We start from the raw sequence: 26408 nt of genomic DNA, 5'->3' as shown, positions 1-26408 counted from the left end.
AGTCCGGACGCACCTCGGTGACCATACGGACCGCCCGCCTGCGCAGCTCAGGCGGATAGGGGGACTGACGTGCCATGACTCGATCCTCTCAGGGAATCGAGCCTCCATTCGACCCGGGGCGCTTCACGAGGACGCGGTCACAATGGTGTGCACGATGTTCACGATGCGCAACGAGCCTCTCGACAGGGACGTGCTCCTGCGGCGTCTCCAGGAACTCGTGGCGGTGTTTCAGGAGGACTCCGCCGGCATGGTTCCCGACTTCTCCGAACACCGTCCGTGGCTCCCCGAGGCCAAGGCCGAACGGACGTGGGAGTTCTGGGACCGTTACAGGGAGTACAGCGAGGACGTCCTGCTGCTGCCTCCCAGGGTGGTCGGGACACTCGACAGGTCGACCGAGGGGATCCTGGGCGACCTGGAAGACCCACTTCGCCCGGGTCCGTGGCGCAGGACCGGTCTGGTCATCGGTCAGGTCCAGTCCGGCAAGACCGGCAACTACACCGGCCTCGCCTGCAAGGCAGCCGACGCCGGCTACAAGCTGATCATCATTCTTGCCGGAATCCACAACGATCTGCGGAGTCAGACCCAGCTCCGCATCGACCAGGGGCTGCTCGGCTTCGACTCCCAGCACCAGAAGCGTTACGACGACAAGACCCGGAAGAGGCCAATCGGGGTTGGCCGACTCCCCCTGGTGAAGAAGCCCGGCATCGGCTCCTTCACCGACAGCAGCGAGAACGGCGACTTCCACCGAGCGGTGGCGCAGCGTTCCAACATCCCGATCGGTCACTTCCCGATCGTCCTGGTGATCAAGAAGCACCGCAGCATCATCGGCAACGTCCGGCGCTGGCTGGTCGACGTCACCGACTCCAGAGACGGGACAGTGCGCGACATCCCGCTCCTGCTGATCGACGACGAGGCCGACAACGCCAGTATCGACGTTTCCAAGGACGACGAAACCAACCCGTCCAAGGTCAACGGAGAGATCCGACAACTCCTCAGGAGCTTCGACAGGGCCGCATACGTGGGGTACACGGCAACGCCGTTCGCCAACGTCCTTATCGACCCCGCTGCCGAGAGTGACGAGTTCGGCAAGGACCTGTTTCCCGCCAGCTTCATTCGCAGTCTCCCTGCCCCGTCGAACTACCTGGGCCCCGAGAGGGTCTTCGGTCTGCGCTCCGACGATCCCGACGACGAGGACATCGAGCCCCTCCCCATTGTTCGCCTCCTGGACGACTCCGCAGGTTGGATACCCCAGAAGCACCGGTCGAGCTGGCAGATCGCCGCAGACCTTCCGGCCTCACTCAAACAGGCAGTAAGGGCGTTCGTCCTGACCTGTGCTGCGCGCCGCGCCCGAGGGCACCAGAACCAGCACAACTCCATGCTCGTTCACGTCACCCGGTTCACCGACGTCCAACAGCAGGTCACCGAACAGATCGACGACCACGTGCGGCTGCTGGTGGGCTCCCTTCGCGACCGCCACGGGCAGTCCTCGACGACCGTCCTCCAGGAACTGCGCGCACTCTGGGAGGAGGACTTCGTCCGGACAACGAGCGCGTTCCCCGCTGACGAGGCAATTCGCCTGACCTGGCAGGAGATCTCTGGACACATCCTTCCCGCCGCCCAGAAGATTCACGTCCGAGCCGTCAACGGCACGGCCAAGGACGCACTTGAGTACTACGAGCACCGCAACACCGGTCTCTCGGTCATCGCCGTCGGCGGAGAGAAGCTCTCCCGAGGACTCACGCTCGAAGGGCTCAGCATCAGCTACTACCTCCGCAGCGCGAGGGCGGTGGACACCCTTCTCCAGATGGGGCGGTGGTTCGGATACCGTCCGGGATACGAAGACCTGTGTCGCCTCTACACCACGGTCGAACTACGGGACGCCTACGTCGAGATCACCAGAACGACGGACTCCCTGCGCCGCGAGGTCGAGGAGATGGCGGCACTGGGCGAGAGCCCGGAGCGGTTCGGGCTGAAGATCGCTTCTTCCTCGGTCGGCCTCACTCCCACCGCCCCCGCAAAGATGAGGAACAGCAAGAAGATCAAGTTCAGCTTCTCGGGCGAGGCCCCCGAGACTGTGATGTTCGACCTGAACGAAGTTCCTCTCGGCCAGAACCTGAAGAGTCTGGAAACGCTGGTGGCGCGCCTGGACGCCCGGGCCCCTGCCCGGCCCGAGAGACAGAGTCTCGTCTGGTCAGACGTACCACCCGACGACGTGATCGAGTTCCTGGAGGACTACCACGCCGACAGTGGTGCCTACCGCGTACGTCCCAACCTGATCGCGCGCTACATCAGGAGCTGCGCCCAGGCGGACGAACTCCGGCACTGGACAGTCCGACTCGTGGGCAAAGAGAACGCCGATGCCACGGCCAGCATCGCCGGACACGACATCGGACTGATCACCCGTGCCGCGACCAACGACCCGAAGAACGAGGGACGCCAGACCATCCGCCGTGTGCTCAACCCACCTGACGAGAGCACCGACCTGGACGAAGAGCAGAAGCAGCAAGCCCTGAAGGACACCAGGAAGGCATCCGAAGGGAAGCTCGACAAGAACGGCAACCCCCGCGATCCCAGGATCCCGACGGGGCTGCCGTTGCGAAGGGTCCGAAGACGTGATCAGGCGCTCCTTCTGCTCTATCCGCTGGTACCACCCGAGCACCTCGACCAGGGCACACCGCTGGTCGGGTTCGCGATCAGCTTCCCGGAGTCGCCGGGCAAGGTCCAGACCGAGTATGTGGTGAACGAGGTCTGGCGCCGGGAGCAGATTGACCTCGACGAGGAGAACGACAGTTGAACCCCACCGAGGCGGACTGGGAACAGCTGAACACGCCCGCCGGCGCCAGAGGGCGCTCGATGCTCCGGCTCCACGGCGACTCGCCGCACAACCTCTTCATCGCCGTCAGCCATCCCGACCGGCAGCGAATGCTGATCCTCGAAACCGACACCAGCTCCTACGAACAGGCAGCAGGCGACCTGGGGAGCCTTCCGAGGACGGGGGGACTCGAGATGCGGTTCGCCAGGGTCTCCAGAAACAGCTACGAGCTGGTGGCTGTACTGACCTCCGACGAACTCCGGGAGGTCTTCACCCCGCTGGTGTCCGACATCGCCGGGGCCGTTGCCAGTGCACCGGACTCCCTCGGTGCGGTCAGGGCTGCGATCGACAGGTTCCGACGCTGGCAGGACCTTCTCAAAGCAGTGGGCGAGGACGGCCTGGGATCGGAGGCACGACGCGGACTGTTCGGCGAGTTGCTGTTCCTCAACGAGTTCGTCCTGCCCGCCCGTGGAGCTCACGATGCCGTCCTGTCCTGGACCGGACCTCAGGGGGCGGACCAGGACTTTCAGCTCCCCCAGCTCACCGTAGAGGTCAAGTGCAGTTCCACCAGGGCCTCCTCCGAGATCACCATCGCCAACGAGCGACAGTTGGACAGCACCTCGGCACCCAACCTCCTCCTGGCGCTGTTCGTCCTCGACGAACGCCGCGGCGGAACCGGCACCAGCCTCAACGTGCTGGTCGAGCAGGCGCGTCATCGTCTACTCGGACCCGAGACACGAGCCAGGTTCGACGATTTGCTCGTCAACGCAGGCTACTTTCGTCATCACCGACAGCGCTACGACGAACCTCGGTACACCGTACGGGACATCAGGTTCTGGTCCGTGAGCGGCGATTTTCCCCGAGTCGTGGTTTCTGACCTGCGCCCCGGCGTCACCTCGTGCCGGTACCGGATCCACACGACCGGCCTCGACCAGTACCGCCTCCAGGACAAGGAAGTCAGGTCACTGATCGAGGACCAGCAATGACAGACGCCACGCTGGGTGGATTCGCCCAACACCTCCTTGCCAACGTCCTGGCCACAGCGGAGGCCGAGGAAACGACGGCGCCCGAGAGCTTCACTCTCCAGGCCCTGGAAGACCTGGAACAGGCAGGAGAGGTCGACGATACCTTCGTCGCCTACCATAAGGCGCACGGCATCGAGATCCACGGGTACGGGGTCAACGACGCGCTGGGCAGCCTCGACCTTTTCGTGTCGGACTTCACGCAGTCCCCAGCGATCGAAAAGCTGAACAAAGCCACGGCCGACACATTGTTCAGGCGGGCTTTGAAGTTTCTCGACAGGCGCGAAGAGATCCGCGAGCACGCAGACGAGTCGTCCGATGTCCGCGACATGTGCGTCGGCATCGAGAAGGCACTCCTCGAAGCGCTGCGCATCCGGGTCTTCCTCCTCAGCAACCGTGTCGCGACCTCGGCAGCGCCCGGTCCCACTACCTTCAACGACCTTCAGGTCACCCACGAACTCTGGGATTTGGCGAGGTTCGAGCGGCTGGCCTCCTCGGGGACCATGAGCGAACCCGTCGTGGTCGGTTTCGATCCGCCACTGCCCTGCCTGCCGGCCCCAGGCAGCGGGAGCGGCGTCTCGGTCATGCTGGCGATCGTTCCGGGACAGCTCCTCGCCGACCTGTACGGGGAGTACGGGACACGTCTACTGGAACTGAACGTCAGGTCGTTCCTGCAGACCCGCGGCAAGGTCAACAGCGGCATCCGGGCCACTCTCCTGAACACCCCGGAACTCTTCACCGCCTACAACAACGGGATCACCGCAACCGCTGCAACGGTCGACTTCGTGTCAGTCCCTGGCGGAGGCCAGGCGATCTCACGAATCAATGGCCTGCAGATCGTCAACGGCGGGCAGACGACCGCCTCCATCTATTATGCGCATTCCAACGACAAGGCCGACCTGTCTCCGGTTCACGTCCAGATGAAGCTTGCCGTCATACCGCAGGACCGGCTCAACGACCTGGTCCCTATGATCTCCAAGTACTCAAACAGCCAGAACGCGGTGACCCAGGTCGACTTCAGCTCCAACCACCCCTATCACGTAGAGGTCGAACGGATCACGCGCTCTCTGTGGGCACCCGCAGTGGACGGCAGCGGACTGGATACCAAGTGGTTCTACGAACGAGCCCGCGGACAGTACACCGACGGCCTGGCCCAGGCGAGAACCCCCGCAGCCAAGAAGAAGTTCAAACTCGTACACCCCACCAGCCAGAAGTTCAGCAAAGCAGATCTGGCCAAGTACCTCCACTCGTGGGACCAGCGCCCCTACTGGGTCAGCCGTGGGGCCCAGAAGAACTTCGCCGAGTTGATGATCGCCCTGGATCAGATGGAAAGTCGCATGGAGTTCCCTCTGGTCGACCGCGACTACTGTCACCGCCTCATCGCCAAGGCCAAACTCTTCAAAGAGGTCGACAAGATCGCACGCGTCGCCGGGGCCGGGAGTATCAAGAGCTTCGTCACCACCTACACGGTCTCCCGCCTCTCCTTGGCCACCGACAAACGTCTCGATCTTGACCGGATCTGGCGAGAACAGGGGATCACCCCCGCACTGGCGAACGCCATCCGCGACCTGTGCCCACGGATCATGGACCGCCTCACCCGCTCACAGCATGGCTACCATGTCGGCGAATGGGCCAAGAAAGGCGACTGCTGGGACTCGATAGCCCGGATGCCCTGGACTGTCCCTTCGGACCTCGCCGAGGAGCTTCGCAACTCCCCCCTCGAAGACCGCGTCCGGTCTCTGGACGAGGCGGAGACCTCCGCACCGGACAGCGACGCGATACAAGCAACGGCCGTAGCGGGACAGGACTGGCTCGCTCTCCACCGCTGGGCCAAGGAGACTGGCACACTCGAACCCAGAGAGCGCCAACTCCTGGGTCATGTCGCCCGCCGGCTTCAGGGCGGCCTCGAGATCACACCATCGGACGTCAGTCAGGTGCTACACATCCGGACGCTCGCGATAGCCAAGGGCTTTGTACCCGACCATGAAGCAAACGAAGCGTTCCCCAGGGGTGCCAGGTGAAGAAAGAAGGTGGCGCCATCAGCGACCACAACGACGATCTTTCCAGAAATGAACACCATCGACGTACCCGACAGAAGCAGGCGACGTCAAGCGACACCGGAGTAAGCGCACAACACCTGAGAATCTGCCACAAGAACACCAAGTGATGATTCCCTGACATCGCGGGCCGCTGCCCACGGCGGGCTGATTGTAGCCCGAGAACTATCCAAAGGAAATCCTTGGCGCATTCGACGCGTCCATGAGGACGGCCTCGGCGAGGGCGATGCTGTGGGCTATTGAAGGTGCGACGGTCGCCAGAAACTGGGGGCGATCGAAAGAGTCGATGTCGAACCCGCATCCGGTCCGCTCGACCAGCGGCTGCAGCCACTGCGCGCCGACCCGTGGGGCGGCAAAGAAGACCACAGGTGAATCTGCCCAGGATTGTCCGAAGTGTGCACGGCAGCTTGCGACCGGCACGAACCCGAGACTGTTCAGCGCGAAACTGAGGCCCGCAACGCCGAATTCCAGACCTCCAAACCGAGGTTCCACGCTACCTCCGGTCGGATCAACGATCTGACCCCACAATGGAGTCCCCCAGAGACGTCGCGGTTGACAGTCAGGAAGGTCGGGGTTCTCGAGACTGGACACCGTCTCCTCGAACTGCTCGGGAGTGCTGCTGTACCGATCCACCAGCGGCAGGAGCTCACGCTCCTCTCTCACGATGGCTGCCGCTTCCGCGGAAGTCAGTTTCTCCAAGATCCACGTGTCGTGAAAGAACCCAAAACCCTCGCCATCGAAATCTGCCGCCTCCTCGTACTCCTCCTCGCTGGGCATCCAGAAGGACGCCTCGGCAGGGATCTGCCCAGACACTTCGATGGAGTAATGCGGAATCACAAGGACACCTTCCAGACGAATTTGAGTAGCGCCGATAGGTGATCTACCTTGTTCACCATGACTGACGTCATGGCGATAGAGCAACCCTAGTACCAACCTCCTTCCAGAGGAACTCTACGGCGCCACAGACACCAACCCCCTTTGCAGGTCGGTATTCCCGACGTCGAACTACAATGGTCACCTGGTGGGTCAGGATAGAGCATGGCCTCAGACGACATCGGGCGGTCCGCGTCTCGGCACGGGACACGACGCGACGGCATGTTTAGACATGTCCGTGCGCGCCGATGTGAGCCGAGGTGCCTTGTGGCCTGGAGCCGCATGGCCCAGGCCACCAAACGTCCACTGCAGTCGAGCGATGCGCCCCCGCCCTCTCCGTCAGAGAATCTGCTGGCTTACGTGCAGCGCCGCCCGTCCACCAGTCTCCGCTGGCCCGTCGTCAGCCCGACAGGGCTGCCTCAGCGCAGAAGGAACGACCAGACACGGTCGGGGTTACTATCGGCGCCGATCCTGCTATACCAGTGGATCACAAACTGACGGTAGTTGGGTCGGGGGTATGGCCATGGAAGCGTTCGGTCAGCTCGGGGATCAGGACCGCGCTCAGGCGGTTCAGATGCTGAGACGGTATCTGTCCGACGCGGATCTTCGCGCGGTTCTCGATGATCTGGACGGTGGCAGCGGACGAAGGAAGCGCAAGTCCGTCGAGTGGATCGTTGCCGAAACTGAAAGCCGCTCTCGCAAGCTGCGCTCCCGCCTGAACTCGGACGATCTTCCCGAGTTTCTGGTTGATCGGTGCGGCCTTGCGCTCCTGGAGAACAGGACGCTGAGGAAACGGCTTGCACTGCGGGCCGGCCCTGACCAGCTTGAGCAGCTTCATGACTACCAGGACGCCGGACGCAGCCGGGGAGGACGGGAGGGCAGAGCGCGTGCGATCGCCGAACGATCCTGGCATCCGGGCAAGAGTTGGCCTCGACACTTTGTCCGCGTACTGCACTTTCCGCACGTGTTTGCGGGTCTGCCAGGTGCGCCCCGTGAACCGGACACATTGGAAGTGGCGCCGTTCGTGCCACTCCCACCGCTGGAGGGGTTCCAGGAGGACGTCAAAACGCAGGCCCTCCAGGTCCTGAATGGCACTGCTGGAGCAAACCGTGGAGTCCTGACGCTGCCGACCGGCGCAGGCAAGACCAGGACGGCAGTCGAATGCCTGGTCGAGTGGCGGCTGGCCGGTGAGACCCGGAGAATCATCCTCTGGATTGCGCAGAGTGACGAGTTGTGTGAGCAGGCTGTGCAGGCGTTCAAGGAGGTCTGGACGGATCTGGGGCACCGGAAGGAACAGATCCGACAGAACCTCGTCATTGCTCGGTTCTGGGGGCCTGGCCGGTCCACGCCAGTCGACCCGGACATCGTGGTGGCGAGCATCCAGAAACTCCACGCGGTCGTCCAGCGCGAGGGGTCCGACGAGCAGGAGGAACTTGCGGCGTTGTGTGAACGTCTTGGAGCCGTGGTCGTGGACGAAGCCCACCGGGTCTCCGCCCAGAGCTACGACGACGTACTCAGGTTCATGAGGATCGATCTAGGCCGCAGAGAGTCGTCGATCCCGATCATCGGCCTGACTGCGACACCGTTCCGGAGCAATGACGAGGAGACGAGAGGGCTTGCCGACCGTTTCCACGGAAACCTGATCGCACCACGCTCCTTGGGGGCCCTTGACGATACGGTGATGGCTTTGCGACGGATGGAGGTGCTTTCCGAGCCGGAACATGAAGTGATCGATTATGGCGGCCGCGAGTTCGACCTGGAGCACGATCCGCGATTCGTGGAACCTTCCGACAGCTTCGGTGACCTCCATCCTGAGTTCCTGCTTGAGCTAGGGCAGGACGAACACAGGAACCGCGCGTTGCTCGATCGTCTCCTTGAGCTGCCTCCGGACACTCCCACCTTGTTCTTCGGATGCACCGTTCAGCACGCCGAGGCGATGGCTGTACTGCTCAGGCGGGCAGGACGCTCGGCCGAGGCGGTCACCAGCGGTACGAGGAGCGCGATACGCCGTGCCTTGATCGAGCAGTTCCGGGAGCGACGCCTTTCAGTCCTTTGCAACTTCGGGGTGCTGACGACAGGATTCGACGCCCCCAAGGTGGAGGCGCTCGTGGTGGGAAGACCGACGACGAGCCGTGTCCTGTACGAGCAGATGATCGGCCGCGGGATGCGGGGGCCGAAGTTCGGCGGCACACCCACGTGCACCGTGATCGACGTTCACGACAACATCCGGTTCCGCGGGCGGCTGGCATACACCATGTACTCGGACTACTGGACAAGCTCCTGCGGAGGATAACCGGCCGTGCTCAGTGCGTCCGGTGTACCTGAGGCGAAGCTATGATCATGTCGATCGCTGTCGCGAGCGAGGCCGCTCCCGGGCCTTCCACAAGGACCCCCAGTTCGTGGCCGGTCGTCAATCCGTGGAAGGTGAGGTTCGCTGATCCGACCACCGCCTCCATCCGATCCCGGACGACCACCTTCGCGTGCAGTCCCTCGAGGGCAGTCGAGCCGTCATAACTGTAGATCGCCACCGTCGACGGATGCTGGTCCGCCAGCTGCCTGAGCCGGTCTCTAATCTCAGGAGACTGATCCCTGAACCGGTTGACCACGAAGACACACCGGACTCCGGTTGCTGCAGCCCGCTCCAGCTGGTGCGTCACCCGGACTGAACCACTGGTCAGGGCGTACGCCGTCACCAGGATCTCATGGGCGGCCCTGCCGATCATGGAGATCAGCGTCTGTTCGACTGACCTGGTCCCGCCCCCCAACCAGGAGAGCCCGGTTGCCACCACGCTGACGCGGTCCGTTTCCCTGGCTCTCCGCTCAAGCCAGTGCCCGATGGTCTTTGCCGCAACCTCCGCGTTGCGGGTCTCCAGCGCAGTGATGAGGTCGTGTAGTTGAAGCTCTGGGGCGGTCGCTGCTTCCTCCCTCCGCCGGAACTGCTCATCCCACAGACGGTCCAAGGCCCCGGCCAACCGGTCGTCGGCGCTCACGGCAGGTTTCCGCTGAGCAGCAGCCTGTCCAAGCCGTGGTTGCGGTGTTCACACGAGGTTTCGGAGGCGAAGAGGCAGGAGTAGCAGGCGGCTCCGTCCATGCCCACGTCAGGGGCCTCTTCACAAAGCGGGTCGTTGGAACATGTGTCGACGTCTTCCAACGCCCGGGCAAGTACGTGGTCGAACTGATTGGCCAAGCCGACGAGGCCGCCCATCGTTCCGTCACCGCCTGGCTGGACCGTGTAAAGCAGGAGACCGCTGCCGGTGACGACGCCGTTCTCCTCCTTGAGGTAGATCCGCTCGCGGATCGCGGCGGAGGAGTAGCCGGAATCGACGGAGAGTGCCCAGAGCAGCCGGTGGGACAGGGTGTGCCACCAGACATGGGCGGGGTGGAGCGTCGAGTTGAGGGGGGAGGCCAGGTAGCGGGACTGCCAGGGAGCGACCCGTTCGCCTGTCAGAGGCAGGTCGCCGTCCTCCAGATCAATGAAGACGCCCTCGCCGAACAGCTCGATGCCGGGATACCACTTCGTCCGGTTCCAGTCGAAGGACGTAGTCACCGACAGCCCGTTTTCCGGATCAAGCCGCCGGTAGCCGGTCTGGACCATGACCATTCTGAGCCGGCTGACCGGGGCGACACGAAGACCGAGCCGTCCCTGCGGTCCCGGCACGTGCCGGATGTCGGCCTTGCGGACCTCGAAGAGTGGCGGAGAACCCAGCTGAGGATGTGGCACGGGCGGGGCCCCGTGAGTCGCAGCGTTCCGTAGCCGATCAAGCTCTTCGTCCCGGAGGGACACGGTATCGGCGCGCTGAACTCCCAACAGTTGATCCAGGGCGCGATCCACGTCGCGCCAGGGGATCTGGGAGAGGTACTGGACAGCATCAGGGGCGATGCGGGCTTCTGCCACCTCCTCCAGGAAGGTTTCATGGTTCAGGAAACCGCGGCGCCGCAGGGTACGGAGAGCCCCGAGCAGTTCCCGGTCCCCCAAGACGTTGTGTAGCCGGGCGGGCATGTCCAGGATCGTCAGTGCGGTGGCGAGTTCCCCGATCCGCAGGTTGGCCGAGCCACGTTGCAGGATCCGGGCTGCCCTGGTGCAGTTGGCCTGCCCGGACGCGGGACGTCCGCCAAGCTCGGGCTGCCGGCCGGTACAGGGCCACGGCCGGCCGTACGCCTCGCCGAAGTTCGCCGTTGTGTGGCATCTCGGGCACTCGAGCGTGACGAGGCGAAGGGCCCGTCCGCCTCCGTTCCACAGGTAGTGCCGCGTGCTGCACCGTCCTTTGGGGTGGACCAGGCGGTGCCAGTTGACCTCGTCGAGGTGGCCGCCGTCACAGGCGAGCACGAAGCGAATAGCCTCCCGCCCTGCCTTCTCCTTGCTCTTCCAGGTGGGGGCGGGCGGGCATTCGGGGCAGCCGTTGTTCACTTCGTACAGGACCTGGTGCGGCTGGTGTCGAGCGCAGAGGGCCCAGTAGGGGAATGCGGTCGTGGGATAGATCGCTCTGTCGGCGGGTAGGCCGAGTTCGGCGTTCGTCGGTATCCGCGCGATACGGGCGTCGTCCAGCCCGAGGCGTGACAGCCGGTCGTCGATGATCTCGAAGTCCTGCGGGGATCTGGTGATCTCAGTGAAGAGCGTGTCCATCGACTTGAGCACGACAGGACCCGAGTCGGTCTCGACCACGCTCCCGGGGCCAAAGGTCACCACGAACTGGGAGGGACGAAGTTCCTGGTAGGGCCGGCTCATCGTCGTTCAGCTCCTTCCTCGGACAGAGACCGTGGCCTCCACCTCCCGGAGGGAGGTCGGTGCGTTCTCGTAGGCTTGGCCGGTTCCAGCGACGAGATGGGCGAGATCTCCGAGCACGACGGGGGCCGTGGCGGGTCGTGTGACGGTGGATTCGTTGAACAGCAGACGGTCCGGCGCGCGGGAGGCGAGCTGCTGCCATCTGTCGAGTTCGGAGTGAACGTGGTTGGCGGTGTCGGAGGGGACCGGTCTGCGCATGGGCGGCTGCTGCGCCGCGCGATCCTCCAGGAGCTCGGGTATGAGGTTGACCTCGGGGTCGTTGCGCGCGTTCTGCATCTCACCGGCCCGGCAGTACCAGCCGCCGTTCAAGCGCTGCTGGATCCGCCATCGTTCGCTGACGGGCACGGGCCCGGCGGGGCCGGGGAGTTCCGAGGCCTGCCGCAGTATGCTCACCGCAACCGGCCCGAGCGCTCGATCCCTGGCCCTGGCGGCGAAGGGGTTCACGGTGACGGGTTCGACATGCCGGTAGAGGGTGGTGTGGTAGCCGGCGAAGTACTCATAGTGGCTGAGGTCGCGCGGCCGTGACGCGCGGTAGAACGTCACAACCAGACCGCCCACCGACCGCCCGACTCGTCCGGTCGCCTGGATGTACGACGAGGTGGTTTTCGGCTGCCCGTGCACCACCATCAGGCCTAGACGGTCCACGTCGACGCCGGTACCGAACATCGAGGTGGCCACGGCCGCGTCCACCGGACTCCTCCCGGCGGGAGTGAGCGGGATGGCGAGATCCGCCAGGATGCTTGGGAGCTCCAGGGAGCGAGCACGGCTGGACAGTTCCATGAGATCGTTCTCGTTGAGCTCACGAGGTGTCGGGCTGATGCTGCCAAGCCGTTGGAGAATGTCTTGGCGGGCGAGGGCGACGGCTCCTGCGAGTTCGCGGATGGCGTTGAAGTAGCCGACGAGTGTCCAGAACGGGTCCAAGTCCTTCTCGGGCGTACCAGCCCGCAGTCGTTCGACCGGCGTCTGAAGCAGGCGCGACCAGACACGGACGATGGGCGTCTGGGCTCCACGTCCGGGGGCGACGACCCCGACGTGCAGCCGTCCCGGCTCTTGGGAGTCCAGAGGGTGTGCAGGGCCCGTGGCGGAGAAGAACGACTGCTCCGCGCGGAGAGCAGGAGGAGGAAAGATCTCCAGACCGCGGGCGAACAGAGAGCGAACCTGTTCTTCGGCCTGCCGGACGGTGGCGGTGGAGGCGATGTACTTGGGCCTGACCGGTGAGCCGTCCTCGTGGGCGGTGGCGAGGACGTCGATGCCCGCCTCGTACAACCCCACCATGCTGCCCAGCGGCCCCTCAATGAGGTGCAGTTCGTCTTGGAGGACCAGATCCGGTGGCCTGAGTCGCTGAACGGGCACGCTCCTGCCAGCCGTGGGATCCTGACGCCCCCTGGCAGGAAGGCCGTTCGACGGCCCCGAGGAGGGCGCCCACTCGCGGTAGTAGCCGAGGTGCTCGTTGAGCCGGTCCACGTTGCCGAACAGGGTGCCCGCACGAGGCTCGAACGCCAGTCGGGCGAACTTGTCGACGGTAGCCACGACCATGGACGGACAACGCGCGTAGACCTGCTCGTCCACTGTCAGCGCCGGGATCGGACACCGCGTGGAGATGCCGTCACCGCGTGCGAATGCTTCGGGGGCGGGGATCTCGCCGAGTTGGTTGTGCTCCGCCCACCCCAGCCGGTTGTTCAGGACGCACGTCGGGTTGGGACAGAAGACGTCGAAGTCGACAGCCTTCTCAGAGCGCCCCCACTCGACGCTGCGGACGAAGTAGCCAGGCCTGCTGGCACGCGCCATGACCGCCCACGTCCACTGACCCAGGAGAGGGCGAACGTGTTGCTCGAACCATCCGTCCACCTGGCGCGGCGTGACATCGGTGGACACGGTGAAGGTCACCGACACCGTCGCGTACGCGGGGTTGGCGTGTCGGGTGACTGAGGTGCTTCTCACCAAGAACGGCCCCTGTGACAACAGCGAGGCCAAGCCGGCCCCTGTTTCGGAGTCGGCATCACCGACCACGAAATGCAGGGTCGTCTCCGCGCCCTCCAGCAGTCCCTGGGGAGGAACGGCAAGCGTGGAACGGCACGCCGGGCAGTCCAGGACCTGGGCAGGGTCCCCGTCGCCGTCATGTCCATCGAGAATCGAGATCGCTCCGCGAACGGTGATGATCCTCCCGTTCGCGTCGGGATAGCTGAAGTCCTGCAGATTGTTGGGCGTCACCTTGCCGCCGACCCACAGGCCGATCGAGAACCGATGCCCTCCCCAGAGCAGGTCGTCGTTCTCCGCCCATGACCGCGGGCGCCAGCCTCGTCTACCCGGCGGGCCCGACACCCGGAGGAACTCGCATGCCGTGACGACCGCGAGCGCCCGACGGTACTGCTGGATCGTCAGAAGCCTCAGGGTGTAGCGCGACAGTACGGCGCTGCCCACGCCGCCGGTGGGGTCCTGCTCCCGCTTGGCGCGGATCCGTCGAAAGGCGAGAGTGAATGCGGCGAGGCCGAGGTACGCCTCGGTTTTCCCTCCGCCCGTGGGGAACCATAGGAGGTCGCAGACTTGCCGGTCGGGGTGGTCCGTTTCCACGACGGAGCGCAGGTTCAGGAGTTGGAACGCCAGTTGGAAGGGCCACCATCGATTGACCCGCCCCTTGGTCCACTCGGACTGGATCGCGATGGCCCGGTTGGCGAAACAGAAAGCGAGCCTGGCGTCAGGGTCGGTGGCGAGGAGGTCGATGCCCTCCCGGATCCGGGCCAGCGCGCGGCGGCAGGACAGGATGTGCCGCTCTTCAGCAGTCCCGGGGGCGGGATTTACTGCCAGCTGCTCTTGTCCGCTGATCCAGCGGTCGTAGGCATCTGCCAACGGGGTGAGCTTCTGCCGGAGCAACTCGCCGTCGATCAGCTCAGCGAGATTGTTTGGATCCAGTTCCGGAGGCTCGCCCGCCGACTGGGGCCAGCTCTTGTCCGGGGCGTTCACCGGGATCACTGGAACGAACTCGGAGCGGGCGTCCGAGGGTTCGAACTCCGTGACCGTGGCTGTGTCGAAGAGGCGACGCCCGTCAGACCAGACGAAAGGCGCCCGGGCCCCCTTCAGGCCGTCAGGATGCGGGCGTTCGGGATCAACCTCTCGCCACAACGCCGAGCACAGGTGCCCACGTGCGAGGACCGGCCGATCCGCATACAGGAGCGCGAGACCCGCCTCCTCTTGGTCGCTCGTCGGCCGGTGGCGGTCGAGGGGGAGCAGACCCACTCCTTCGGGGCACCGAATCCTGATCTGTGGCTGGAAAACGTGGTCGGGTGTGGCCGGACGGTCCCCGTCGGATGGTGTGGTGTTGACGAGGAAGAGTGAGATCTTCCACGCCCCCGCAGGGCTACGCCTAGCGCGGACCCTGAGCTCCACGGACGGATCATCGGCGACCGACAGGGAGCGCTCCTGGGAGCAGTCCACCTCCCGCCACACGGCCCCCAGCGGCTGACGGTGCCATTCACCGGAAGAACTCCTGCGGTACCGCGCCCAGGTACAGCAGATGTCCAGGATGGGGGCGTCCGCCGCATCGAGCGCCACCGAAATGCCCAGCGAAGCCGGCCTGGCCAGCGGGTCGAGCGTCAGCGACGGCAGCGCCGCCTGCATGCCCCCTGGGCCCGTGGGCAGATCGCCGACATCACCCTCGTCGTCAGACTCAGGAGCATCGCGACCCATCAGCTCCTGGTCGGCGTCAATCTCGACCGAGGGCGCACTAACGGGGGCGAGCACACCAGCGAGGTACTCATCGACCGGATCCTCGTCCGACGGCATTGTTTCGTCAGTTCCCCCTCTTGGACCGAGCACCTCGGCCACGAGTTCCTCGACGAGGTTGTCCCGCTCACTCATCTGGATCCGTTCTCCCCGTTGTCGCGTTCGATGGGGAACTGCAGGACCATGGCGGCTCCCGAGGTTCCCTCCGGGCGTTCGTCCTCGTATGCAAGTCGCAGGTCACACCCGAGACTGTCGGCCAGCTGGGCGGAGATGAACAGACCAAGTCCGGTCCCCTCGACCTTCAGAGTGGTGAAGGGGTCGAAGAGCTGGTCGTGCATCTCGGGGTGGACTCCTGGTCCGGAGTCTGCCACGACGATCTGACTGGACGCAGGGCGAAGCACCACCTCGACGCGTCGTTCGGGGCTGGGGCCGATGGCGGCCCAGTGGCTTGCGTTGTGGATGAGGTTGTCCAGGATCTGGGCCACTGCGGCGGGTCGGCTGCGGGCCCTGAAGTCCTGTCCGGTGACGGATGCGTGCACGCCAGAGGAGGCGAGGGCGTGCTGGTTAAGAGTTACGGCCAGTCGCGCAGCGTCAAGCATGCTGGTCGTGCGCATGCGGTCGGCGCGTCCCGCGGTTTCGTAGGGGGCCAGGACACGGAACTCGCTGCGTAGTGTTCGCAGCGCGACGCCCAGCGCGTTGAGTGCCTCGGTGGTGGACTGGCCGGTCCGCGGGCCGCGTTCGAGTTGTTCCATCTGCGCCATGGCGCCACCGACCTGACGGCCGAACTCGTGGACCACTCGCTCGGCGGCCAGCCCCGTGGCAGCCAGCTGGCGCAGGACGTCGCGGCGGCGGCGTTCCTCGTCCATCGCCTCGCTCACGCTGGCGAGCTCGTCCATGAGCTCCTTGACGGCCTGTCGCTGCGAGACCGCCTTCTCCTCCGGTGCGGAGTCGTTCGCCGGTGTTTCCTGCAAGTGGGTAGGTGCTGTTTCCGGGCGGTGAACCTTGATCTCGTTACTGGCGGTCTTTTCGATCTCCGATGCCAGGGCGCGGGCGGTTCCGAGGTCGCTGGATGTGCCGGACTTTACTCGGCGGTCAGCCTTCGAGGGCCGGTCGTGCCGCCAGTGCGTGACGAAGAGCTTGATTGCGGCGCGCAACAGGGTTCGAAGGTCCTGGAATGCCTGGTTCTCGATCAGTCCCTCGCGGTTCGTCTTGTCACGAAGCTGCAGATTTGAGGACTGGTCGACCGATACCAGGCCGATCACCTGATTGTTGCCGATACGTTCGGCAGGGGCTTGGACGCGTTCCTGGTCCAGAAAGAGCCAGTCGTCGCCCGGCTCGCCGTAGGGCAGTACACGCAGGCCGTCACGGAAGAGTGAGACGCCAGAATGGGCGTTGAGTTCTCGCGAGGAGGTCCCGGTGGCCTGCAGGAAGTTGCTTGACCGGTCCCACACGTAGAGGTTGAGCCAGAAGGGTCCGCACTCGGCGAACGCGCCGTCAACCGAGATTTCGGTTGACAGGGTCTCCGTGCCCGTACGGGTTCTCCGGGAAAGCACCGGGTGCTTGCAGACGTACTCGAAGTCGCAGCGACCATCCGGTTCGATCAGAGCCCGGAACTCGTAGTGCGCCTGATTGAGGATGTCAGTGGGGCTGACGTCCTGCAGATCGGGGAACTCCGGGCAGCAGAGCCGGACGTTAAAGTCAGTTTCACCCTCGTGGACGGGGCTCTGAAGCCTCTTAAGCGTCCGATGAAGCTTGCGGACGAGCTTCTCGGTCCACGGGGCCCTGGGCAGAGTGACCTCCAGCCGCGTACCGGTGGAGTCACCCGTGAAGAGCTGAGGCGGCCGCTGGTGAACGCTGAGCTCGAGGCCGTCGAGATAATCCTCGCTCTGGTCGAAACGGTCCCAGTCGATGTCGAGCGTGAGCTCGTCGCCGTCCACAGCACGGGTGATGAGGCGGAGCCGACGACCGAGGTGGTGCACCGCGAACCGGCCCACCCCCTTCTCCCCGATGGGAAGCCGCCCCTTGGCGGTCCGTGCACCGCGCCTCTTGGCGCTCTCCTTATGATCCATCGCGGGACTGAGCCACTTCGTCACAAGGTCGTCAAGGGTCATACCCGTCCCGTTATCGGTCACGATGACCGATGTGGCTTCGGGATCCCCGAGGTCGGAGAGCTCGACTGTGACTTCGGATGCGTCGGCGTCATAGGCGTTCTTGACCAACTCGACAAGGCCGACGGCGGGGTCGCTGATCAGGTGTTCGCCGAGGACACTCACGAGGCGGGCGCGTGGCCGGAACGAAACGGTGTGTGACCGTTCGGGCATGTGCGTTCTCCTGCAACAGGTGGTGAAGGTTCGATTCCCCGGTACCAGGCGACAGACTTCGGCCACCCGGTGCTGCACGAGTGGACGCGTTTCATGTTCGCCTGGATCGATGCTAGGTCAGGGGTCTGACATTCTCGAGACTCCCCAGACTGACAAGCCAGGGCAGGGCCGGTGGCTTCCAGAGCACCCAAGGGCAAGGGTCACAACGCCGGTTTCGTCGGGCAACGGGACGGCGCTGACTGGAGGGGTGGTCCCCCGGGCCTAGGAGAAGGCCACGAGAGCACCTGCCAATCGTGCCGCCCGATCGCCGTGACCACCGTGCAGGCCGCGTCGCCTGGTTGCTGCCGACCCGCTTGATCGGCCAGCAAACCATGCTCGTCCTAGATGCGGCCGAACGAGCCACCTCCGCGCGCACGCCCGGCCGTCGAACGCACCCGGTGGGCGCGGTTAGGAGCGGGGGAAGTCACCCTCCAGGACGCTGAGCAGCTTCCGCGCAAAGGCAGCGGGACCGAGCGCCTTGATCAGTTCGATGTTCTCCTGCGCCTACTCGTCCTTGCTGTTCATGGGCTCGTGGGGAAGGGGCAGACCGGGATCGATCTCGATCGTGTACAACGGATTCGCGGTCATGGTAGCCATCTCGGCCGAAGTCAGACCGTCCCCACTAGGCAAGTGGGCCACGGGCTCCCCTCCCGCCAGAGCCGACTACGCTCCGAGGCTACGCGTGCACAGATAACCCGTTCGGGAGGTCCTCGGAACTCGTTCCCCTCCGAGCACGGCGCCGAGTCGATGTTCCTCCTATCCTTGATCAGGCGCCCCCCACCGGGGGCTTCTGTTCAACGCCCGTCCGATCACCGCGCCCGACGGCAGCTCGCCGCTTGGCCCACGATGCGCCTGCGCCCACTGCCATGCCACCTGCTGGAGACGCTGGCCCGTGCATCAGAGGCGACAGGCCCACTCGGCCCGCTCGACCGCCCCGGCGGATTCTGGCTGCGATGCGAAGTTGTCGTGTACGTCGGTGCGCGCCCGACCACGCCGGATCTGGCTCATCAGCATCTCGTAGGCCCCGACCAAGGCGAGCGACGGCCAGGCCGCGACGATCCGGCCAGCGGCCGTCGGCTCGGTGACGGCGACTTGGCGGCGAGAGAAGCCAACCTGCCGACGATTAGGTGCGCCCGCGCCAACCGTCCTCCGCGGTGGCTGGCGCGGTTGGCGCACAGGATGGACAAGGACGAGGCGAGGATCACGCCATCCACCGACAGCGGGATCAAGGCCGCAGTGCGGGCGGACTCACCGTGGTCGAGGGCCAAGCGGCGCATGTGGCGCCAGGAGGCCACTGCGGCGGTCAGTACCAGCAAGGCGACCGAGGTCGTGGTCGTCGCGCGGATGAGGCAGTCGGTGGGGGCGTCCATGGCGCTCACCGGTCCAAGAGGAAGTCAGTGGCGATGACCTGCTCGTGGTGAATCGGTGCAGATGCATCCACCATGCCACACGTTTGGCCGCCGAACACGCTGGTATGAGACGGAGGGGGCCGAGCACTCCTTCCCCAGGTTAAGCAGGAAAAACGACTGGGCACCCGTACCCTGGAGAACCGCTGGGAAGCCCAGTTGATCGCGCTCGCCGAGGCCGACGCCCTCGGCCGCCGTGCAACAAGTCCGACTACCCCGCCCGGCCGCTCCGAGTAGGAGCCCCCAGCCGCCGACCTGCCCCGCTCTGGGATGTTCCAGCGCCTATGACCGTAGACGCCTGCCGCACACCGTGATCAACGGCATCACCTGCTGGCCGGCGACCAGAACGCCAATGAAGTAGCTGGAAGCTGAGCGCACCGCATCGGGAGACGACGCCGCTCACCGTCGTGAGCATGAGACTACCGAGCCTGCGCGCACGCGCGATGAGCTGATCTGCTCGCGCGGCCAGGAACGGCCCTAGGCGAGCGGCGCTGTGGGCTTCGCAGAGCGGACGTAGATTCTCGACCTGCGAGCTATTTCTCGACGTCGAGGGTTGGTGACTTGTTCGGCTTCGACGTGACTGGCGGGGCGGCGGCCACTCGCGTAGTTTTGGTCGCCTTGCGTCTCTTCGGGGCCGGTGGGGGCAACTGGCTGGGACGGGACACGATCACGACGTCTATGACGTGTTCGAGTCTAATCAAGGCGGCTTCGGTGATGGCGTGTTCCTGGATGGAAGCGGACTCGTCGTAGATGAACACGACGATCTTCTGGTACGCGGACTGGTCTTGGAGATATGCAACGTAGTCCTCCATCACCTCCTTCTCGATCTTCTTGAACTCGGCTGCTGCACGCACGTACTTGATCTCGACGATTACACCGAGACGAGGGATTCCGAAGTCGACTCGATAGGAGCTGTGTCCGAACTTCCGCAGGGGGTCTTCGTCGACGAGATCGACGAAGACAGTACTGAGGAGTATCCAGAGAATGTCCTGGACTTCGCGTTCCATGGTGATGGGCCACCGGATCGGGTTCTTAATGTCCGGGTCGGCGTCCCACCGCCATCGCCGCATCGCTTTGGGGAAGCGCCGCAGGACGACGCCGACGTGATGGCGGTCGAGCATCGACTCATCGATCGTGGTGTCGATGATCTGTTGGGCGGCGGCTCTCAGGAAGGCGGCATCCGGCGCAGACGCTCCAGTGGCGGGTACCGACAGGAGCCCCTTGAGGATTCCACTTTGGATGATCTTCAAGTCCTCCGGCGGGTTCGGCAGCCGTACCGTTCCCTGGGCGACGAGCCAGTGCAGGACAGCAAGGTCCACGGGGTGTTGGGGACCGGTGTCTGTAACCCAGACGGATGGTTCACGGGTCAGGACGCCGTATGTGTGTAGCCGAATTAGCTCATGGCGGACTGTCGGCGATCGGAAGCGAGCGTCATCGATGATCTGGCGGAGCCATCGGTTGGCGCCGGGTACTTCATCAGCGACTGCGATGATCGCCAGGGTGATTCCGAGGAGCTGGCGCGGATCCTGGTGGAAGGTCACATCGTCCAGCGGGAAGGGGTCACGGCGCATCAGCTGCTGGAGCCCGGTGACAGCCGCGGCTTTGACGGACGGCGCGGCATCTGCCCTGAGCTCATCGAGGTGATATCCAAGCATGGCCAAGAGGGGCGCGCCCACAGGACCGTCGCCGTATTCGCCGATCCGTTGTTCCCTGACGGACTCGGTGGAGTAAGTCGGGGCGAGTCGGGTCGCGTTCCGCAGCACATGGCGGGCCATGAGACCGTCAAGGTTCCCAGGGGTGTCCGCAGCACGAATGTTTTCGTCAAGTGCAGCGAGGTGATCAGCAATGTGCGTGGTCACCACCTCGTTCGGATCGAGGTTGCTGGTCAAAGGAACCACTTGCTGGTGCGGAAGTTCGTAGAGACCACGTCAGCGTTCCAGTTCCGTACGTGCCTGAGCTGGCCAAGAAGAGATGCGATCAGGTCCGAGTACATGACCGTGATGGGCTTACCGGAAGGGTAGAAGCGCCTCCACGAAAGGGCGGTGAGCCTGAACACCTGCCCGGCGAGGTAGTCGATGTCGGTGAACGTCGAAGCCCGGTGGAGTTTGAGCAGCAGGGGCCGTGGCAGGCCCTGCGTGGCGACCTTCAAGTCGAAGGGGCCTGTGACAGTCAGGAGGACCTCGCTCGCGCTGATCGATACGGTGTGCCCGCGCTGTGGCACGCTCCGCCCTTTGGGGACGAGGCGGCCCGAAGGCATCCGCTGCTTGTGCCCGCCGAGGGCGGCAGTGTCGAACAGCGCCCAGTCGTGGGTCTCGCTGATGTGGACGAATGCGAACTCCACTGCTCTGAACTCGGTGAGCAACCCCTTCACCAGTCGTTTGACGGCCTCGGCTTCGGTGTCTTTCAACGGTTTGAAGACGTGGAAGATCAGCCGGATGGCGTCGTCGGCTCGCCAGGCGTTGCGCTTCTTCACCGCCTCGATGCAGCTCCGCAGGGCATGTAGGAGCTCCTCGGGGTACCACTCGTAGTCGGTCTCATGAGAGGTGTTGGACAGAATGTAGCTGCCGTCGGCGTTGAAGACGGTGGTGATGCCCACGATGCGCTCAGGGGGGCTGAACCTGCTCGGCTTCACATGCGCGCTACCGATACCGATGATGATCTCGTGGGTGATGGTCTGAGGTGCCGCGATGACGAACGGGATTCCGCCAATCTTGGCGTAGCACTGCAAGGCGATGCTGTCGAGCGAGTAGTCCAGGTTTCCCTTCCGAATCGTCTCGATCTGGATTTCCTGGACGACGATGCCCTGATTCATCAGCGTCGCCTTGGCCACAAGGTAAGGACTCTGATCTCCGTGTAGGAACTGCTGCTCCTTGCTCGTGATCACGATCGCCAGATCCGGCTTCCCCAGATTCCGTGTCAAGTCTCGGCATGCGTTGCGATAGCTATCCGCGTCTCGCGGTCCGGCGTCGAAAGCGTGGATCGTGATGTCACAGGCGGCAAGTTGGTACTTGCGGACGAAGCCCTGCGGATAGACCTTCCCGCCTGGCACTCCTCGGCGGAACTGGTCCATGAACGTATCCACGTGGCCCTGGTACTCCTGCGGTGTCAGGACCACGACCCTCGGCGTCCGAGGGCTGAAGGACTGCGAATCGAACGGACCATACTTAGTTAGGCCGCGTTCCGCGTTCCGGTCGGTCTTGTCCAGACCCGGATCGAAAACGAACGACGGTTCATCGAACCTCGCCGACCTCACCTTGGGGGCCTGGGCGGGGGCGGCCGGACTCCCGATCGGGAGGCCGATGTCGACGCTGAGGCCAGCAGCGATCGTCATCGGGACGGACTCTCGCAGTTTCTTGGCGAAGGCCGTCACCCGCTGGAGGCGGCCGTCGGCTCCGAGGAGTCCAAACTTCGCCTCCGCCAGCGCCTCCAAGATATGCGCGTGGCGGCCCCCCCGTGAGAAGGGCGAGCACATCCTGGAAGTTGTCCTGGCTTCCCTCGATCCAGGCTCGATCCGCATCGACCTCGGTGAGGCAAGGCGCATCGGCAAGGCGAAGACGGCCGTCACGGACGGACTCGATCATGCCCGCCAACCGCCGGTAGACACGCTGGTCGAGGTCAGGGGTGAAGGGCACTTCACCTGTCTCCGCGAGCACATAGCGCCCCTTCGCATCCAACCCGATCTGCAGAAGATCACTAACGGTGAAGTCGATCTCGTAGCGTGTCTTCAGCCCAACCAGGATGCCGGGATAGCCCGACGGTGACGGCCCTGTCGTTCGCGTGTCGAGCCTGAACTCTGGGTACACATGCACGCTGCTTAGAGCGTCTCGATACTCGCCTGCGCACTGAGCGAGCAGATCCTGCTTGGCGTACCGGGAGACGAAACTCGGACGGGAGAAAGCCGACAATGTGTACTTCATGGCGACCACCTCGCGGATGAGCGCCTCCTTCAAGAGGAACATCACCAGGCTACGATGATCGCCGACGACGAACCTCCGCTGGTCACCTACCTCGACAGCACTCGGCGACAGAGGGACGCACACCACTCCGTCGTTCTCGCGCCGTACCACGTGCGTTCCCCTCAGATCGGCCCGGAGTCCGGCCAACCGGTCCTCCGAGTCGAAAGGAAGGACCCCTGCGACGAACTCGCCTCCGCGGATCCTGACTGGCAAGAAGTTCGCCACAAGGTTCGCCCCCCTCCCCCCTCGGGGGACCCGGGACACCATCTGCCATTCACCGCTCCTTCCTCGCTTTGGATCTCGCCTTCGGGTCCTGCTTCAGTGGGCCACCTGCTCAAGAGCCACGCTACTCAGGGCCTCAGACAGTTCACGAAGAACGCGGCAGCACGATGGACGCGAAGAGCGTGTAACAGGCACAGAACGGTCTCAAAGGCACCAGGCTGACCGGTTTCGCCACCTGCTGAATCACCCAGGCCACAACCTGCCAAGTCACTCAGGACCTGCACCTGCTCCGGAACAGGGGCAGCTTACGGACCTCGGCGCGAGCGACCTTGGCTCAGTAACCCAACAGCACCTCGTACCGGGCGCATGCACCTGCGCCGCTGAGATGGTCACGTCCTGAGCCGTGCGCCGTTCAACTGCTCAGCCTCTGGCGAAGCGTGCTCTTCGCCATCGTTCCTCGAGATACCTTCGCCTCCGGCGAGCTTGACGAGCCTTCCCCAACGAGCACTGCGGTTGAACGCCCTGCCGATCTCCCCTCCCGACGGAAGCTCCCCGCTCATAGTCCTGTGCTCCGACGCCCATTCCCAGGCGAGCTCCTGAAGGGAACGCCCACGAATCTCTTCGCCATTGCCTGCTTCCGGCGCCTTCTCAGCAGGAACCCGCGACTCTTCAACCGTGCCGTCCCCGGCCTGGCCGTCCCTGCTGGAGCACGGGATCGCAGTTGACTCATGAGCATCTCGTAGGCGCCGACGAGCGCGAAGGACGGCCAGGCGGCGATGATGCGGCCGGTGGTGGTCGGTTCGGCGACGGCGACGTTCGCGGCCAGGGACGCGAGGGTGCCGATTATCAGCAGGGTCCAGGCGAGCCTGCCTTCCCGGCGTCCGGAGCGGTTGGCGGAAAGGACCGACATGGACGAGGCGACGATCATGCCGTCCACCGACAGCGGGATCAGCGCCGCCGTCCAGCGCGACTCGCCGTGAGCTTGGGCAAGGTGGTGCATGTGACGGTAGGAGACCACTGCGGCGATTAGCGCGAGCAGGGCGACCGAGGCCGTGGTCGTCGCGCGGATGAGGCGGTCAGTGGGGGCGTCCATGGCGCTCACCGGTCCAGAAGGAAGTCGGTGGCGATGACCTGCTCGTAGTTATTTGGTGCAGGTCCGTCCTCGGACACCAGTGAGATCCCTATGGGGTCGTTCAGGGGGTGCGGCGTCTACGGACGCCGCACCTTTTGTGTTACAGGCGGCGGAACCAGGTGGCGATGGACTGTTTGTAGCCGTCGGGCATGTGCAGGTGCGGTACCTGGTCGGCGGTGAACAGGCCGAGTTGCTTGTGCTCGTGGCTGATGACCGGTTCGAGGTCGGGGGTCAGGACGGTGCAGCCGTAGGTGACGATCACCAGGCGGGCTTCGGGCAGCGTGGCGGGCAGGGGTTGGTAGATCCAGACGTCCAGGAGCGGGCCGGCCTTGACGGTCCAGCCGGTCTCCTCGGTGATCTCCCGTTCGAGTGCCGCCTCCGGGCTCGGGTCGGAGGCTTCCAGGCGGCCGCCGGGTAGCTCCCACTCGTCCCGTTCGTTCTTCAGCAGCACGACCCGGCCGGCGGCGACCGCGACGCCTTTCACGGACACGGGCCACTTCGGAGGCGTCGTCATGCCCGGAACCTAACAGTTTCGGAGGACGAGGCGGGCAACCTGTCGCTTCACCGGCGGTCGGGGACGAAGTCGGGATTTTCGTTGCGGCGGGAGATCTTGGTGGGCGATCATCGGGCGGGAATTCCTCCCGATCGCCTCCCCCCAGAAGGAACTCGATGAATCGTCGTTGGATCACGGCCGTGGCTTGTGTCGCCGCGGCTGCCGCCGTTGGCCTTCCCGGGACGGCGCAGGCCGCGGTGGTCAAGGCCCCCGCCACCAAGACCGTCCACAACTGGGCCCAGCTCTCCTACAAGGGACCGAAGGGGGCTTATCACCGGGTCAGCAGCGGCGCGGACGCGCAGTTCACGCCGAAGTTCGCGCAGGCCGGGTGGGGTAAGAGCGAGACCAGGGGCATCAAGGGCGCCAAGAACGGCACGGAGGCAGGCCGGGACGTCTTCGTGAACGGCATCGACTACGAGAACTACTCCGGTCACTGGAAGAAGACCCGCCTCGACGCGGACGCCGTTCGGGTGTGGAAGCAGCACGCCAACCCGGCCTACGTGAAGTCGGTCTTCCAGGGCGCGCGGGGATGGAGCCGCGTCAGCGCTCACCACCTGCGCATCAAGGGATCGTTGGCCAAGCTCGGGCCGTACGCGTACTGGGATCTGCACTATCCGCAGCACATGCTCGACGGCAGCGGGATCAAGACGCTGACGATCGATCTCTACACCGACTCCTACGGCCGGCTCTCGAAGCTGGTCTTCGCCGGTCACTCGCGGTCCGCGACGTTCCACGCCGAGGACGGCTGGAACGCCTACAACAAGCCAGTCAAGATCGTCGCGCCTCGCTGAGCGAGGCGCGTTCCGTGACGAGGGCCGGGTCGCGGGCAGCCGCGGCTCGGGTCTCGGGGGGCGCTGTCGCGCGGTGGAAGAGCAGGATGCCGTCGCGTTGCTCGATGACGCTGAAGCCCTGGGACGGGAGCTGGGCTAGGGCTGTTCGGATCACCGCCGGGGGCGCGGGGACGCCGTCCAGGCGCTCGGTGTCCACGATGACCCAGTCGACCGGACGGTGGTGGACGTCGCCGAAGAGCGTCACTTGGCAGCGGGCGGTGAGCTGGGGGGCGAGTCGATTGGAGACGGCGACGCGCGACCCGTCGGGAATGTCGGCGAGAAGCTCGCGCGCGGCTCTGATGTGGTCGGTCGTCCGATAGAAGGTGGGGGCGGCGAGGACGCGGAAGGGAAGCAGCGGCAACGAGGCGAGGGATATTGCCGTGATCGCTGCTGGGAGTAGGTTCGCGTAGTGACGGCTCCAAGGGTGGGGGCTTAGGTGGAGGGCGGTCGCGGCGTCCAATGCGGCTACGAAGAGGATGGGCATTAGTACCGCGTTGTAGTGGACTGGGCCTACGCTCCACTGGAGGGCGTGCGTCGAGGTTATGCGGTAGAGAACTAAGCGCCATTCCATAGGTTCTGTTCGTAACCTGGCGTGAGATCGCAGCGGCGCGGGGTGTTGACAGGGGCCTCGCCGGGCGTTGGATCGAGTTGTCTACACCCTCCAGCCGCCCGGCGAGGTCGT

The 26408-nt window shown here is 64.8% G+C and carries 17 protein-coding genes; 5 read left to right on the top strand and 12 right to left on the bottom strand.

Annotated features, from left to right (window positions below):
- Positions 1 to 154: 154 nt before the first annotated feature.
- Genes ACFPCY_RS42895 through ACFPCY_RS42885 form a run of 3 tightly spaced genes read left to right on the top strand, consistent with a single transcriptional unit; the run spans position 155 to position 5855 of the window.
- A complete protein-coding gene (locus ACFPCY_RS42895; protein ID WP_378265664.1) occupies positions 155 to 2794 on the top strand; it encodes a Z1 domain-containing protein in 2640 nt (879 codons plus the stop codon).
- Positions 2791 to 3798 (top strand): PD-(D/E)XK motif protein, encoded by a 1008-nt coding sequence (locus ACFPCY_RS42890; RefSeq protein WP_378265662.1) that lies wholly within the window; start codon positions 2791 to 2793, stop codon positions 3796 to 3798. The genes ACFPCY_RS42895 and ACFPCY_RS42890 overlap by 4 nt, the downstream gene beginning before the upstream one ends.
- Positions 3795 to 5855 carry an AIPR family protein gene (locus ACFPCY_RS42885; RefSeq protein WP_378265660.1) on the top strand — a complete coding sequence of 687 codons (2061 nt, stop codon included), beginning with the start codon at positions 3795 to 3797 and terminating at the stop codon, positions 5853 to 5855. Before ACFPCY_RS42890 ends, ACFPCY_RS42885 begins: the two co-directional genes overlap by 4 nt.
- 201 nt (positions 5856 to 6056) lie before the next feature.
- Here ACFPCY_RS42885 and ACFPCY_RS42880 read toward each other — a convergent pair whose 3' ends face one another.
- Both ACFPCY_RS42880 and ACFPCY_RS42875 read right to left on the bottom strand, forming a co-directional pair.
- On the bottom strand, positions 6057 to 6728 hold the full coding sequence (locus ACFPCY_RS42880) for a hypothetical protein (RefSeq protein WP_378265658.1): 672 nt from the start codon (positions 6726 to 6728) through the stop codon (positions 6057 to 6059).
- A 523-nt stretch (positions 6729 to 7251) separates the two neighbouring features.
- Positions 7252 to 7602 (bottom strand): hypothetical protein, encoded by a 351-nt coding sequence (locus ACFPCY_RS42875; RefSeq protein ID WP_378265656.1) that lies wholly within the window; start codon positions 7600 to 7602, stop codon positions 7252 to 7254.
- A gap of 174 nt (positions 7603 to 7776) precedes the next feature.
- On the opposite strand from ACFPCY_RS42875, the gene ACFPCY_RS42870 reads away from it, so the two are divergent.
- Positions 7777 to 9057, top strand: coding sequence for a DEAD/DEAH box helicase (locus ACFPCY_RS42870; RefSeq protein WP_378265654.1), 1281 nt, complete (start codon positions 7777 to 7779; stop codon positions 9055 to 9057).
- A 10-nt stretch (positions 9058 to 9067) separates the two neighbouring features.
- Here the strand turns inward: ACFPCY_RS42870 and ACFPCY_RS42865 are convergent, their stop codons facing one another.
- The 9 genes from ACFPCY_RS42865 to ACFPCY_RS42825 all read right to left on the bottom strand — a co-directional run bounded on the left by ACFPCY_RS42865 (position 9068) and on the right by ACFPCY_RS42825 (position 24857).
- Entirely contained in the window at positions 9068 to 9754 is a 687-nt protein-coding gene (locus ACFPCY_RS42865; protein ID WP_378265652.1) for a phospholipase D-like domain-containing protein, read from the bottom strand.
- On the bottom strand, positions 9751 to 11490 hold the full coding sequence (drmB, locus tag ACFPCY_RS42860; protein ID WP_378265650.1) for a DrmB family protein: 1740 nt from the start codon (positions 11488 to 11490) through the stop codon (positions 9751 to 9753). The genes ACFPCY_RS42865 and drmB overlap by 4 nt, the downstream gene beginning before the upstream one ends.
- 6 nt (positions 11491 to 11496) lie before the next feature.
- The gene (drmA, locus tag ACFPCY_RS42855) at positions 11497 to 15402 is read right to left on the bottom strand and encodes a DISARM system helicase DrmA (RefSeq protein ID WP_378265648.1); all 3906 of its coding nucleotides are present in this window, start codon (positions 15400 to 15402) and stop codon (positions 11497 to 11499) included.
- Entirely contained in the window at positions 15399 to 17588 is a 2190-nt protein-coding gene (locus tag ACFPCY_RS42850) for an ATP-binding protein (protein WP_378265647.1), read from the bottom strand. Before ACFPCY_RS42850 ends, drmA begins: the two co-directional genes overlap by 4 nt.
- Positions 17589 to 18634: 1046 nt before the next feature.
- Complete coding sequence (locus ACFPCY_RS42845; RefSeq protein ID WP_378265645.1) at positions 18635 to 18997, bottom strand: DUF2637 domain-containing protein; 363 nt, start codon at positions 18995 to 18997, stop codon at positions 18635 to 18637.
- 569 nt (positions 18998 to 19566) lie between these two features.
- Positions 19567 to 20922 carry a PD-(D/E)XK nuclease domain-containing protein gene (locus ACFPCY_RS42840; RefSeq protein WP_378265643.1) on the bottom strand — a complete coding sequence of 452 codons (1356 nt, stop codon included), beginning with the start codon at positions 20920 to 20922 and terminating at the stop codon, positions 19567 to 19569.
- Positions 20919 to 22598, bottom strand: a complete 1680-nt coding sequence (locus ACFPCY_RS42835) for an argonaute/piwi family protein (protein ID WP_378265641.1) — start codon at positions 22596 to 22598, stop codon at positions 20919 to 20921. Before ACFPCY_RS42835 ends, ACFPCY_RS42840 begins: the two co-directional genes overlap by 4 nt.
- A 1169-nt stretch (positions 22599 to 23767) precedes the next feature.
- A complete protein-coding gene (locus tag ACFPCY_RS42830) occupies positions 23768 to 24304 on the bottom strand; it encodes a DUF2637 domain-containing protein (RefSeq protein WP_378265665.1) in 537 nt (178 codons plus the stop codon).
- A gap of 139 nt (positions 24305 to 24443) precedes the next feature.
- Complete coding sequence (locus tag ACFPCY_RS42825) at positions 24444 to 24857, bottom strand: NUDIX hydrolase (RefSeq protein ID WP_378265639.1); 414 nt, start codon at positions 24855 to 24857, stop codon at positions 24444 to 24446.
- Between the two features lie 179 nt (positions 24858 to 25036).
- On the opposite strand from ACFPCY_RS42825, the gene ACFPCY_RS42820 reads away from it, so the two are divergent.
- The gene (locus tag ACFPCY_RS42820; protein WP_378265637.1) at positions 25037 to 25687 is read left to right on the top strand and encodes a hypothetical protein; all 651 of its coding nucleotides are present in this window, start codon (positions 25037 to 25039) and stop codon (positions 25685 to 25687) included.
- Here ACFPCY_RS42820 and ACFPCY_RS42815 read toward each other — a convergent pair.
- Entirely contained in the window at positions 25665 to 26297 is a 633-nt protein-coding gene (locus ACFPCY_RS42815) for a DUF2079 domain-containing protein (protein WP_378265635.1), read from the bottom strand. The genes ACFPCY_RS42820 and ACFPCY_RS42815 overlap by 23 nt on opposite strands.
- Between the last annotated feature and the right edge of the window lie 111 nt (positions 26298 to 26408).

The organism is Actinomadura gamaensis (genome assembly GCF_042652125.1).
In the GTDB taxonomy this organism is placed as follows: domain Bacteria; phylum Actinomycetota; class Actinomycetes; order Streptosporangiales; family Streptosporangiaceae; genus Spirillospora; species Spirillospora gamaensis.
Note: the sequence above shows the minus strand (reverse complement) of the source record. Positions and strands in the feature narration are given on the sequence as shown.